Genomic DNA, 13,714 nt, shown 5'->3' with positions numbered 1-13,714 from the left:
AGGTTTAACATTACAGAGTAGTGTTATTGGAAATGAAGCAAAAAAGCCTGTTGTTCGAAACAACAGGCTTTTTATATTCAGTGATTTTCCTAAAAGAGAAGGCTAGGGATCTCCTCAGGATGTGACGCTACCCTGACCCCTGCAGCTTGGAGGGCTTTAATCTTGTCAGCCGCCAAGCCTGAGCCACCTTCAACGATAGCACCGGCGTGTCCCATGCGTTTTCCGGGAGGAGCAGTTTGACCAGCAATAAAGCTAACTACCGGCTTAGTCATGTGCTTAGAGATGTAATCGGCAGCTTTCTCTTCATCAGTACCACCAATTTCACCAATCATGACAATTTTCTCGGTTTGTGGATCGGCTTCAAACATGGTAAGGGTATCGATGAAGTTGGTGCCATTGATCGGATCACCACCGATACCCACGCAGGTACTGACACCTTTATTTAATAGTTTTAAAGCATAGAGCACCTCATAGGTAAGGGTGCCAGAGCGGGAAACAACCCCAACATTACCGGGGATGGCAATGTTTCCCGGAATGATGCCAACCTTGGCTTCCCCTGGGGTGAGCAGACCCGGACAGTTAGGCCCTACCAGGCGAACCCGCTTCTGATCCAGATAATCCCTGACTTTCATCATGTCCTGCACCGGGATACCTTCGGTGATGCACACAATTAACGAAATTCCTGCATCAGCAGCTTCATAGATCGAATCAGCTGCGAAGCGGGATGGAACAAAGATGCAGCTGGTATTGGCGCCGGTGGCTTCAACCGCTACCTTGGCCGAATCGAAAACGGGAACTTTCCCTTCGATCACCCATTCCCCACCTTTCCCAGGGGTCATACCGGCAACCACATTGGTGCCATATGCCAACATCTGTGTGCTGTGGAAAAGACCCTCATTACCCGTGATGCCATGGACAAGCAGGCGTGTATTTTTGTTGATCAGGATACTCATTGTATTTACCTCCCTGCTATTCCAGTTTTTGCAGCTGCGACCGCTTTTTTGGCAGCATCGGCTAAGGTTTCAGCAGTAATCAGGTTGGCATCTGAAAGCAGCTTGCGTCCTTCTTCTGCATTGGTACCGACCAGGCGGATCACCATGGGGATATTAGTTTTGACATCATTTAAGGCAACCAGGATACCTCGAGCAACTTCATCACCACGGGTGATACCGCCAAAGATATTGAACAATACCGCTTTTACGTTCGGATCAGTAAGGATGATGCGGATCGCAGCTGCCACCTTATCAGAGCCAGCACCACCGCCGATATCAAGAAAATTAGCAGGCTCTCCGCCGAATAGCTTGATAATATCCATGGTCGTCATGGCCAGTCCCGCCCCATTCACCATACAACCGATATTCCCGTCAAGTTTAATATAAGTGAGGCCATACTTGCGTGCTTCCACTTCGGCTGGTGCCTCAACGTCCAGGTCCCGCAGGTCAGCCAGGTCGGGATGGCGGAATAAGGCGTTATCGTCGATCAGCATCTTGCCATCCAGGGCGATGAGCTGACCACTGTCCGTCACGACCAGGGGGTTGATCTCAGCAAGGGTGGCGTCGCAATCAAGAAAGGCACGCCAGAGTCCAGCTGCGATCTGGTTAAAGACTTTCCAGTGCTGTTTGGGTAGATCGATGCCGATTGCAATGTTTCGCGCCTGATAATCTTTGAGGCCCAGGAGCGGATCAATATGCACCTTGATGATCTTTTCAGGGGTGGTACGGGCGACTTCCTCAATCTCCACACCGCCTGCTGACGAGGCCATCATGACAGGCCTGCGGGCAGCACGATCATTGGTGATACCCAGGTATATTTCCTTGGAGATGCTTGCAGCTTCGTCCACCAGCACCTTGCGGACTGGCAATCCCTTGATCTCCATCGCCAGGATTTGGGCGGCGACATCTTCGGCTTCGTGCGGGTCTTTGGCCAGGCGGATACCGCCAGCCTTGCCACGCCCACCTACCAAAACCTGCGATTTAATAACCACCCGCCCACCCAGCTCGATGGCAATGCTGCGTGCTTCGTCAGCGGTGGTTGCAACCCGTCCTTTTGGGATGGGGATGCCGTAGCGTGAAAATATTTGTTTAGATTGGTATTCGTGTAGTTTCATCCCTTAAAACTCCTCACATGAGGATTATTTGAATTAACCAGCGGGGTGATTATACCACCCAGGTATTCCGCCTTTGTTTGACGAACATAACCTCTCGGAGGTCACATATATACTATTTTCGCATCACCGCTGTAGATAAAATCTGGATGGAGGATAGGACTAACCAGAATTTCTCGATGACCATCAATTCAGGAGACAGGGATGCCAGAAAATCACATATGATTAAGTAAAAAAATGCCCTGGGAGATCCTAAGGTTCGTCACAGGGCATTGTATCGTTAATCGGTATAATTTATTGGCTTGGTAGTGAAAAATGCATGATGCGATTATTTCCAGCATCGGCGATCCAAACCCCACCTTTACCATCGGTGACGATCCCAGTTGGCAGGTTGAATTGATCTGTACCCACACCGTAATCACCAAAATAATTAACAAACGTACCCGAGGTAGTAAAATGAAGTACGCGATATCCCTCAGGATCAGTTGTGTACAGGTTTCCCTGCTCGTCCACGGCGATATACGGTTTATTATCCAGCGACTGTCCGTACCAGGCAACGACTTCCCAGCTATTTGAGGCAATATAATTTCCGCTTGCGTCAGCTGCAAAGACCTGGATGCGTTGGTTCCAGGTGTCGGTGACATACACCAGGCCATCCTTGTCCAGTGCCACACCGACTGGCTCATCAAACTGACCCAACCCGAGGCCAACGGAGCCAAATTGGGTGATATAGTTACCGTTCTCATCATATACTACGATACGTTTGTTGCCTGTGTCGGTGATAAATACTTGCCCTTGAGCATCGATAGCAATATCACGTGGTCCCCAGATGGCAAAGGGGGTATCGGCCTGGCCGAAATAACCCCACATCAAGGAAAATTGGCCATCTGCAGTGAATTTTTGGATGCGGTGGTTCCAGGTATCGGTAACATAGACCGAGCCATCGGGGCCAACAGCAATTCCCCACGGCTCATAAAAGGTACCTCCGGGGGCATCGCCCTTCGAGACATCAGCAAAGGAACCCCATACCTTGATCACGCTGCCATCCGCAGCAAGATGCTGAATGCGGTTGTTAAAGCTATCAGCCACATACAGCGAACCATCCGTTGCCAGGGCAACATCACGCGGAGTCTTGAACTGACCTGGTTCTACGCCTGCGGTGCCATACACCTGGTCGGCGCTGGTTGAAAGCTGTTTGCCCTCATATGGGTCAGCCTGGACAGGCGTGGTTGCGCTGGTGGTCGATCCATAATCCCATAATTGTGCGACCACGTCTTTGCGGATATATAACCTGAATTTTTCAGAGGGGCTCCAGTTTTGCAGACTGGTATCTTCACCGGTGAGCTGACCATATAGAGTGTAATCGCGGTAAAGCCAGATCTGGAAAAGTGCTTCGCGCATCTGTGGGTCCGTGATGGCATTCCAGATGCGTTCCCAGGTGAGGTTGAAATAATCCATATTCGGCCACCAGATACGACTATACTCGAACTTGTCGTATGCCTGGCCAACTACCGGCTCGATCTTGCCGTAATTATCCTGCCCGACCAGGATTAATGGGACATCTCTCAGGTCACGCGTGGGTGCATTGCCATAGTAACGCTGGTTGGTGAAATTTCGCAGATACCACCAGAACGGGTAGGTAGTCTTATCATCATAGGCTACCGTGATATCAAGCCCGCCAGTTAGCCGGCGGGAGATATCAGTGATCTGCTGCAGGGCTATTTTATCTCCCGGAGCAGAATGGGCGTATACCAGATATTCCTTAGCAAGATCATAATTTGTGTAGGAAGCTGTGAATGCAGCACGTGCAGTCAGGACAACTAATAGCCCAAAAAACGCAAAAGCTAGACTGCGCCGTACCAATCTTCCAGGCCAGTTACGGGTGAGCATGATCAGACCAATCCCACTGGCAAGGGTGGCGATGACTGCGATGACGAAACCGCTCGTAGCCGACAGCTGCTCCAGCGTTTTCCCGGAAAAAGGTGGATTTACGCCAAATAGAATGCGGATCGCACTGATGAGGGCAGGAAGGAATACGAGCAGGAGGGCGAATACCAACCAGCCTTTCTTCTCCTTGAAGCTAGACCAATCCGTTGTATCGATCAGGTACCCGATTGACCAACCGGAGAGGAGGATCATCGGCAGGGTGATGTGCACAGTGAGCCAGGGCATTTTTTCGCCGGCAACTGTGTATGCTAACAGGCTGGTGATGACCCAGAAGATCAATATACCAGTCACCGGAGTATCGAATTCAATAGGAGGCAGTTCACCGTCTGTGCTAGCTTGAGATGGTATAGGCTCTGAATCCGCTGGCAGATCTTCAACAGCATCAGCGACGACTAGGGAAGGGTTTGCTTCCGGCGTCTCGGTTTCATCCAGGAATAATGCATCTGGAACAGTTTTTCGTCCCAGGACGGCGAGGAGGACTCCGAGTACTGTGCCGATGGCAGGCAGGAATTCGTAAATTGGTATCTGGATCAACATGTAATAATAAAGAGGCTGGTCACCACGGTTGACTGACTGTTGTTCGAGCCAATAACCAAGTGATCCAACCAATCCGGTAAAAAATCCGGCGCCATTGGTAAACATACTGGTGTATAGCACAATATAGATGGCATACCAGATACCAGCATTGATCAGCCATTGACGCCAGTTCCACCACAAACCCAAAACGATGGAGATAAGAATGATCGGCACGACAATCAGTGCCATGTGGACCATATCGGTTAAGGTCAGGGCACGGACTTCAGCCGCATTGACAGGGATGGTCCATCCTACCGCACTGATGGCGAACGCGGATAGTTGGGGTAACACCAGGGTACCCAGGAGCATGAGCAGATCAAATGAGCGCTCCTGGCGGATTCGCTTCAAGCCAAGCCCACTGATTACCAGGTACAAAGCAGCAGTAATTCCAACCACACCAATGGCAATCAAAACCAGGCTAATCCAAGGTGGGATTGCAGCAAAGAATGGATACTTCGGTTCTTCAAGGCCAGTGGTTATGACCTTGGAGCTTAAATATCTGATCAAAATCCCTGAGGAAAGGAATACTAGGGCTGATCCCAGTGCCGTGATAAATGACGCTTTTTGATTGGGGAGCTTCCAGTCTCTGCGCATCAGACGATAAACAAGGAAACCAACCAGGAACAACAATGCCTGTGCAACATAAATAAATGAGGTTTCTTTAGTGGTGAAATGGAGAACGACAACCGCGGTTAAGACATAAAGGTATTTATATTTCCCAGTGTCGAGATAGCGTAAGATGGCCCACAGCATCACCACAGCATAAAACGCCACAAAGGCTTCGTTACGCACATAACGCCCATAATAGAGGATATAAGGGGAAATTGTTAGCAAGAGTGCCGCTACGAGAGCGCCAGCGCGACCTAAATATCTGCGGTAAGCCCACATGAACGCCACGGTGGCAATACTGAATAAAGCTGCAGGTATACGGGCAGTGGTATCGCTATCCCCAAAAAGGAAGTAGGAGAGGGCGACGATATGAAATTGGAATGGTCCATGGGTAACCGGGTCGTGCGCATAGCCATCACCTTTATAAAAGAGCCAGGAGAAATAAGTATGCGAAGTCTCATCATGGCTCATGACCCGTGGCTCAAGCATGTACAGCCGGGTAAATATTGCAATGATCAGGATGAGCGCAAATAGCAATTTCTCAAGACTAATGATCGGTGAACGAAATAGCTTAAGATCCAACCAGGATGGATTCACTTCTGGCGATGCACTGACGGGTGTTTCCATTCGTACTCCTCACTACACTATTCATTAAACGGGCATATTGTAACTCATTTACCATGGGTCTACATATCCGTGCGGTAAACCTTGTGTATGGTCGATGAGAGTGTGTGCCATATAACAGGAAGGCATGATATTAAAGCATATCAACAAAAATTACCCGTTTTTAGTCTTCTTGATATGCTGGATTGGGCGTCGGGTGTTTTGTTTACCAGCTGGTTTGTGAACACTTTTTGAATCAACGGGTTTTTTCAGGGAATTTATTTCGTTTTCAGTCAACTTGCGCCACTCACCAGCCTTCAAGCTGCCAAGTCGCAAACGACCAATCCTCACCCTGATGATCGTGACTACCGGTAAGCCAATCTGGCGGCAGGTATCACGTATCTGGCGTTTGCGACCCTCCTTCATGGTTACTATCAACCAGGTCCCTTTACCGGAATTAGCTTCAATATCAACCTGGGCGGGTGCACTGCGATAGCCGTCTTCAAGCACCACTCCGTGGCGCCAGGCGGTAAGTTGTTTTTCATCTGGATGACGGGCGACGAGCACGCGATACTCTTTCTCGTGCCCGTAGCGGGGATGGGTGAGCTGATTGGCCAGGTCACCATCGTTGGTCAGGAGGATCAACCCTTCACTGTCTGCATCGAGACGTCCCACAGGATATAAAGTGCCTTCGAGCGGCACGAGGTCACGTATCGTGGGGCGAGCATCGGGTGAAGTGACTGCAGATATAACCCCACGAGGTTTGTATAAAGCGATGTACTGGTTTGCTTCTGGCCGCTTGATCAACTTACCATCCAGCTTAACTTGATCTTCAGCGATATCAGCTTTTGACCCTAATTGGGCAGTTTCGCCATTAACCGTCACCCTGCCAGCCAGAATCAGAGCTTCGCAGGAGCGTCGTGAACCATAGCCTGCGGCAGCGAGCAATTTCTGTAATCTTTCCTTCATATGAGCATTGTCCTCGTATCATTCTGAATTTCATCATTCATGCTCTTGGTTTACCATCGAAAGACGCAAGGTTTTGATCTCGAAAGGATGAAATTCTAGCTCGATTTTACCCTGTGTTATGTCGCACGTCGATTGAAATCTTTCCAGCATGTCAGTCTGCGTGGCGTCCTGTACAGGAAGTGTGGTTACCAGGCTGCAGCGGGTGTGGTTACGCTTGCATTCATATAATCGCAGGATAAGGTCACCTGAGCCATCTTCAGCCAGTTTGACTGTTTCAAGAATAACATTCGAAACATCTAATTTGAAACATGATACCTCACCAGCCGCACCTGGCAGCTGGCTTATTGGATTATTCAATTCATACGCTTCCTTGACCACTTCGCTCTCTCCAAAACTTCCATTCCAGGAATAGAGGGCATAGGTAAAGGTTTGATGTCCTTTATCGGCGAGAGGATCAGGTGCCAGGGCAGATTTCAGAAGGGTGAGGTTCATGATGTTGCCGAGCACGTTGATGCCATATTTTGAATCATTCAGGATAGCAATTCCACGATTCTCCTCTGCCAGGGCGCTCCACTTGTGATTACACACTTCGAAACGATCAGCATCAAACGGGCGGGATCGGTGGTTTGGCCTGCGGATATGGCCAAATTGGATCTCGTGGATGGCCTCATTGGCGTGGAAATTAACCGGAAAGGCTACCTTGAGCAGTTTGTGGCTTTCCTGCCAGTCGACGGCGGTCTCAAATTTGATGACCCGTTTTCCGCTTTCTAGGCTAATAACCTGGGAGATGGTTGAATTGTGGAGCTTGCGACTGAGCTTCAACTTGCCAATGTATGGTTCTGCCGCCAAAACTTCCAGGCTCACCGGTTCGTCAGTGGTCATGAGCAAAGCTTCGGTCATACTGTCGATATCCCAGGCATCAAACCGAGCAGGGATGTCTTTATACAGACAGAAGCGGTTCCCGGGACCTGTCAACAGCTCCATATGTGTTTCTTTATCTAGAAGGCTGACCAGCTCACCTTTGTCATTAAAAGTAGCGGTTAGAAATTCGTTCTCGAGACTGGTGCGGGTTGTTTTCACCCGCCCATTCTGGAAACTCTTGGGCTGGCTTGTGCCTTCATTTACCGTTGTCCAACCGCAAGCTGGCACGATCACCTCAAAAACACCTTGTGATGTTTCTATGAGTGCTTTTCGTTCCCAGGATAGCGAATTAAAAATCGTGAAAAAGCCAGGCGTCTTCGTGGGGATCAATGAGATCTGGGAGGATCGTGTAGAAGTTTTAGTAGAAGAGATCACCTGTGAGAAGGCTGCCTCGGCTTCTTCATAAACCCGGTGAATTGATGAACCCGGCAGGATATCATGGAATTGATTGAGCAGTAGCTTAAGCCACGAAGGTTTTAGCTCTATTGATGTAAAACGATACCCATTCAGGATATAGGCAATTGAGCCCCAAAGCTCAGCCTCCCTTAAGGCAATTTCACTTTGACGATTAAGTTTTTTCGTGCGTGCCTGGGTTGTGAAGGTACCGCGGTGAGCCTGGAAATACAGCTCACCCACATACCGTTCTTTAGGAAGGCCTTGTTGTTTTAGATCGGCAAAGAATTTTGATGGGGAAGACAGTCTGACCCTGGGCAAGCCTTCCAGATCCTTAGCACGAGCCAGGAATTCCAGGTGGTCACGGGTAGGGCCACCACCTCCATCACCCCAACCGAAGGGTAATAACATCGAGCGGATGCCATCTTTCTGTAAACGACCTTCCCAACGGTCGAGCAAGCTGCTGGGTCGTGTCTCACTGTTGTAATCCGAGAAAATATGGGTTGGGATGACAGAGCCATCAATCCCTTCCCAAAGAAATGTCGTGTATGGGAACGGATCGCCTCCATGATAAATCCAGGCGATCTTTTGGGTTGCAAAGCTGGTGCATCCACTTTGGAGGAGGATCTGGGGAAGGGAACCGGTGTAACCGAATACATCGGGCAGCCACATCACCTCCATATTCAGGTTGAACTCCTGCTTAAAGAACTGCTTGGCATACATGATCTGGCGGATCAGGCTTTCACCCCCCGTGATGTTGGTATCAGCTTCGACCCACATGGCTCCATCAGCGATTACCTTGCCTGTCAGAACAGCCTGTTTGAGGCGTTCGTATAATTCGGGGTAATGGCTCTTCAACATGAGATAAAGCTGAGGTTGTGATTGGAGGAAACGGTAATCCGGATATTCTTCCATCAAGGCGAGCTGATTACTGACCGTGCGAGCAATCTTCCGGTCTGTCTCCGCCCACGGCCAGAGCCAAGCGACATCGATATGCGCATGCCCAAAGGCGAATAAGGTGGGGGCGGTAGAGCCGTTAATACTGGCGAGCAAAGCGTGTAATCTCTCACGGCCGAAATTGATGGTCTCCAGCATTTCCGGCTCAGGCAGCTCGAGGTCGATTAGCAGGGTGACATCCTTCAAACCCTGGTCAATTTCCGAGACTCGCAATGAAGCATGGTCAAGCCTGTTACGTAGCTCGAACAGGGTGGTGAAATCCAAAGCTAGCTGGTAAGCCTGCTCTCTCCAGATACCAAAGCTTGTGCTACCGACCACACACTGTGTGTTACCAATCTCGGGGAAGGGTGGATGTCCGTATCTCACCGGGCCTCCGCCCATGACGGGGACGTCGTGGGTGCCAAAAGGGCCATGCCCGGCATAGGCTTCTGCCAGGATAGCGTATTTTGCCCCGGGAATGCCATTCCTGGTGAGGGTTAGCTCACGTTTTGCCCATCCAAAAGCTCCAGCTACTTTTCCGTTGACCCAAACTAGGCACTCACCATCCTCCGGAGATTTGGCTGCCGGGTTCATGTACAGAACAATCCGCCTCCCCGCTGCCCTATCAGGTAAACTGAACTCACACTGGAACCAGCCGTATTCCCATTTTGCCCCCCAGGCAGTGCCCAGGGGCATGGAGTGAAATTTGTGCATAAGTGCCTGCTCCGCCGTAAGCTGCTTTCGGGTGACGAATCCACTCAGCTCAAGGGTTTGCAAAGGCTCATAACAGATCTGCCAAAGGGCGTTATTCCAATGGGTGATGCGGTTCAGCCATTCCTTGCTTAGCGACATGATCGACTCTCCATATATGAACGATGAGTTTCCCCGAATGTTCCCAAATCTATCTCTATTCACACCCTTATTAGCGGAGGGCCAGAAGCGATTTCGCTGTGGAAGCTGCCCGGCTGGCATCCGGCGCATAAGCATCGGCTCCAATCTGGTGGGCAAATGTTTCAGAGACAGGTGCTCCCCCCACCAGGACCTTTACCCGCTCACGGATGCCGGATTCTTCCAGAGCTTCAATGACCGGGCGCATGTGTGGCATGGTGGAGTTGATCAGGGCTGACATCGCCAGGATATCGGCTTGATGCATTGCTACTCCGCTAACAAAAGTCTTCGCATTTACATCCACACCCAGATCGATGACTTCGAATCCGGAGCCTTCCAGCATCATTTTAACCAGATTCTTGCCGATATCATGGTAATCGCCTGATACCGTGCCAAGCACAACTTTTCCAGATGGGTGTGCATCCTGATCAGATATGTATGGCTTGAGCACGCTCATACCGGCCTGCATTGCCCGGGCAGAAACGAGCATCTCGGGAACGTAATACTCACCAGCTTCGAACAACCGCCCAACTTCCTGCATGGCTGCAATCATCCCCTGATTTAGTATCAATAATGGAAGCACACCCTGGTTTAAGGCAGATCTTACATCACTTACAGTATCTTTATGGTTGCCGTGCAGCACATCTGCGAAAATCCGGTAGAGAATGGTTTCCATGGCTTAAAAATTCCTTGGAGATATTTCCATCGAAAAGCTGAAAGAATACCTGGGCTTGAGCAAGCGATACTGGTCCAGCGTATCGGGACCACAGCTGGCAGTGCCCAGACCACGCATGGCAGCGTCAATATTCAAATAAATCTCAGGGTTCGGCTGCAGATCTACAGTATGATGGGCAGAATATAGATCATGATCGGTGAGATGGCTGGCATTAAATTCAAGCGTTGGATGACCCACAATTTTAATCCCTTGGCCATCCGCATCATTTAAAAGCAACCACCTGGTATCGGTTTTATGACCATGTTCCTGGGGCATAATATATGGTACATACTGTTCGGAAACAGTGCTGTGGTAGATCCCAAGCATGGCTGAAGACTTCCGATCGGGATAATTCTCGTATGGTCCGCGACCGTACCAGGTGAGATTTTCCAGGCCAGGCTGAAGGCACAGGCTGACTCCAACCCTCGGCAGGTCAATGATACCGGGTCCAGCAATGAGCACGCAGGAGACGACAAGCTTCCCTGAAGTAAGGAGCGTGTAAGATTGTGTGAATGTAAAATCCTCCCATTGATCCCTCCCCGACGCTAGCTGCTTGATTACTACCTTAGGCAGCGAGCCAGGTTGCTCGACGAGCCGAAACGACTTCAAGCGGTATCGCAGGGCTGGCAAGCCAAGCGCGTCCCAGAATGACAACACCTTCATCGATTCGATAAGGCGGTCTTTCAATAGCTTGATGCCATCATTATCAGTGGCTGCTCGCCAAACGTTCAGACGAGGGCCATGCATGATGAAATTGACACCTGCACCGAATTCGGTCAGCTCACCTTCCATCAAATCGAACATGGCGTGTATTGGGCCAGTGGATAACAAAATATGCTGATTAGTCTGACGAATATCGATCTTTCCAGCTTTCTGGGATTGTTTTCCACCTGGTTTTGCTTTTACCGGAAGCCTGGAAAGTGGGAGTTGCTCCCAGGCAACAACATGGCCAGCCGGTGCCCAGGCTGTTGCGTTACGTTGGGAAAAAATGAAATTTATGAAATATTCTCCATCGCGCTCAAAGGAATTACGAATAGGCAACTCAATGATTTTCGAGTGATGCGGAGCAATGTTCAGGTCTGTAATCTCACCACTCAGGATACCCTCACCATCACAAGTCAGCTCCCATCGCCCGCATAACCACGCTAAGGACGTAAAATCTTGCTTGTTGGTGATGCGGAAACGTTCAGCACTGCTTGCCAGGCGACTGACTTTCAACGGCTGGGCAAGGTATTTGAACTCGTATAACGCCGGGTGGGGTGTCCGGTCGGGCCAGACGATCCCATCGGTGCAGAAGTTGGCGTCGTTAGGCAGGTCGCCGAAATCACCCCCATATAGATAATAGTATTTTCCATCTTTTCCGGTGTGCAAAATGCCATGATCGATCCACTCCCATAGGAAGCCACCCTGCATGCCGGGGTATTTTTCGAACGCAGCCCAATAATCAGAAAGAGAGCCGTTGCTATTACCCATGCAATGCGAATACTCACACAAGATCATCGGACGATTACCTTTATCATTTTGTGACCAGCTGATGATGTTTTCAATCTGTGGATACATCGGGCAGACCACGTCGGTGACGCGTTGGCCACCTTGCCACTCGGCGCCTTCCCAATAATTCCCCAGGGCAGATTCGTAGTGCAATGGCCGGCTTGGGTCACGCCCACGAATATAACCAGCGACTGCATCATGGTTAGGGCCATAACCACTTTCGTTCCCTAACGACCACAGGATGATGCAGGGATGATTTTTGTCGCGCTCGACCATGGCCTGGTTGCGTTCCAGGAACGCATTGGTGTAGCGGGTGTCATGGCAGAGATCCTGGTAAAAGGCGTGGGTTTCAAGGTTGGCCTCATCTACAACATAAAAACCAAGCTGATCACACAGGTCATAAAAATAGGGGTCCTTGGGATAGTGCGAGGTGCGGATGGCATTAATGTTGAACTGCTTCATCAGGTGCAGGTCTTTTTCAAACAATTCCCTCGAGATTGCCTTGCCAGTACTCTCATCATGATCATGGTAATTGACTCCCTTGATCATGATGCGATTACCATTGAGCAACAGCATGCGTTCACGGATTTCTATCTTGCGAAAGCCGACCTTGCAACTGGTTGATTCTTCTCCGCCTGGTGACCTTAGGATGATCAGTAAGGTATATAGGTTAGGGTCTTCCGCTGACCAGGGCAAAGGGGAAGGAATGGAATGCTCAAACATCAATACATTGGAAGGGGCAGCAGGAGCAAGCCACTCATCGGTTAATGAATCCGAGCCGATTTTCTGCGTATCGGTGATTACAATAATATTTTGTGGGTCGCATAATTGAATTTCAACTTCACAATTTTGTGCTCGTTCACCTGGAAAGCCAAGTGCTACCTTTACATGAAGAAGACCCCCCTGATGATTATCCGTCAGGTCGGAGAGTGCAAATACATCCTGGATGAATGGGAGACCAGTGGAGTAAAGAAATATTTCACGCTGAGGGCCTGCCTGCCACCAGTGATCCTGGTCTTCCAGGAAGCTAGCGTCGGACCACTGCGTAACGATAGCGAGCAATTCGTTAGGTTCTCCATGCTTAACCAGGGAGGATACATCAAATTCAGCAGGCGTCCGCGCATCTTTGCTGATACCAACGGGATGGTCATTGAGAAACACAAATAATGCACCCTCGCAGCCACCAAAGTGAAGGACGATACGACGATCCTGCCAGGTAGCAGGTAGGCTAAAAGTCTTACGATAAATGCCTGTGGGATTTTCATCAGGAACCTCCGGGGGGAGGTTGGGGAAGGGCATGACTACATTCGTATAATGCGGATAGCCGTGACCTTGCATAGTCCAATTACCTGGAACTTCAATGGGTGTCCAATCCGCCTCGTGTAATGCTGAGTTGGTAAGCTCTTCCGGGCAGGAGTGTAGCTGGAAGTCCCAGGTGCCATTCAAGCTTAGAAACCAGGGAGAGGCGTTACGATCAGCCTGCAGCGCAGCATCGGAATTCGGGTAGGGGTAGAGAGTGGCACGCGGGGGAAGTTTATTAAAGCCGGTGAGCTGAGGCATTT

General features: G+C 50.0%; 7 protein-coding genes. All 7 read right to left on the bottom strand.

Annotated features, from left to right (window positions below; all coding sequences use genetic code 11):
* Positions 1-89 precede the first annotated feature (89 nt).
* Positions 90-953 carry a succinate--CoA ligase subunit alpha gene (locus C3F13_15765; GenBank protein ID PWB50957.1) on the bottom strand — a complete coding sequence of 288 codons (864 nt, stop codon included), beginning with the start codon at positions 951-953 and terminating at the stop codon, positions 90-92.
* Positions 954-958: 5 nt separating this feature from the next.
* Positions 959-2,107 (bottom strand): ADP-forming succinate--CoA ligase subunit beta, encoded by a 1,149-nt coding sequence (locus C3F13_15760; GenBank protein ID PWB50956.1) that lies wholly within the window; start codon positions 2,105-2,107, stop codon positions 959-961.
* A 291-nt stretch (positions 2,108-2,398) separates the two neighbouring features.
* Positions 2,399-5,863 (bottom strand): hypothetical protein, encoded by a 3,465-nt coding sequence (locus tag C3F13_15755; GenBank protein PWB50955.1) that lies wholly within the window; start codon positions 5,861-5,863, stop codon positions 2,399-2,401.
* Positions 5,864-6,013: 150 nt separating this feature from the next.
* A complete protein-coding gene (locus C3F13_15750; protein PWB50954.1) occupies positions 6,014-6,808 on the bottom strand; it encodes a pseudouridine synthase in 795 nt (264 codons plus the stop codon).
* Between the two features lie 33 nt (positions 6,809-6,841).
* The gene (locus C3F13_15745) at positions 6,842-9,910 is read right to left on the bottom strand and encodes an alpha-mannosidase (GenBank protein PWB50953.1); all 3,069 of its coding nucleotides are present in this window, start codon (positions 9,908-9,910) and stop codon (positions 6,842-6,844) included.
* 70 nt (positions 9,911-9,980) lie between these two features.
* Entirely contained in the window at positions 9,981-10,622 is a 642-nt protein-coding gene (locus C3F13_15740) for a cobalamin-binding protein (protein ID PWB50952.1), read from the bottom strand.
* A 3-nt stretch (positions 10,623-10,625) separates the two neighbouring features.
* Positions 10,626-13,712 carry a beta-galactosidase gene (locus tag C3F13_15735; protein ID PWB50991.1) on the bottom strand — a complete coding sequence of 1,029 codons (3,087 nt, stop codon included), beginning with the start codon at positions 13,710-13,712 and terminating at the stop codon, positions 10,626-10,628.
* Positions 13,713-13,714: the final 2 nt, after the last annotated feature.

Source organism: Anaerolineales bacterium (assembly GCA_003105035.1).
Classification (GTDB): domain Bacteria; phylum Chloroflexota; class Anaerolineae; order Anaerolineales; family UBA4823; genus FEB-25.
Note: the sequence above shows the minus strand (reverse complement) of the source record. Positions and strands in the feature narration are given on the sequence as shown.

Excerpts from the sequence above, each read along its gene's own strand:
- C3F13_15750 (PWB50954.1), bottom strand. The coding sequence starts at position 6,808 with ATGAAGGAAAGATTACAGAAATTGCTCGCTGCCGCAGGCTATGGTTCA.
- C3F13_15755 (PWB50955.1), bottom strand. The coding sequence starts at position 5,863 with ATGGAAACACCCGTCAGTGCATCGCCAGAAGTGAATCCATCCTGGTTG.
- C3F13_15735 (PWB50991.1), bottom strand. The coding sequence starts at position 13,712 with ATGCCTCAGCTCACCGGCTTTAATAAACTTCCCCCGCGTGCCACTCTC.
- C3F13_15745 (PWB50953.1), bottom strand. The coding sequence starts at position 9,910 with ATGTCGCTAAGCAAGGAATGGCTGAACCGCATCACCCATTGGAATAAC.
- C3F13_15765 (PWB50957.1), bottom strand. The coding sequence starts at position 953 with ATGAGTATCCTGATCAACAAAAATACACGCCTGCTTGTCCATGGCATC.
- C3F13_15740 (PWB50952.1), bottom strand. The coding sequence starts at position 10,622 with ATGGAAACCATTCTCTACCGGATTTTCGCAGATGTGCTGCACGGCAAC.
- C3F13_15760 (PWB50956.1), bottom strand. The coding sequence starts at position 2,107 with ATGAAACTACACGAATACCAATCTAAACAAATATTTTCACGCTACGGC.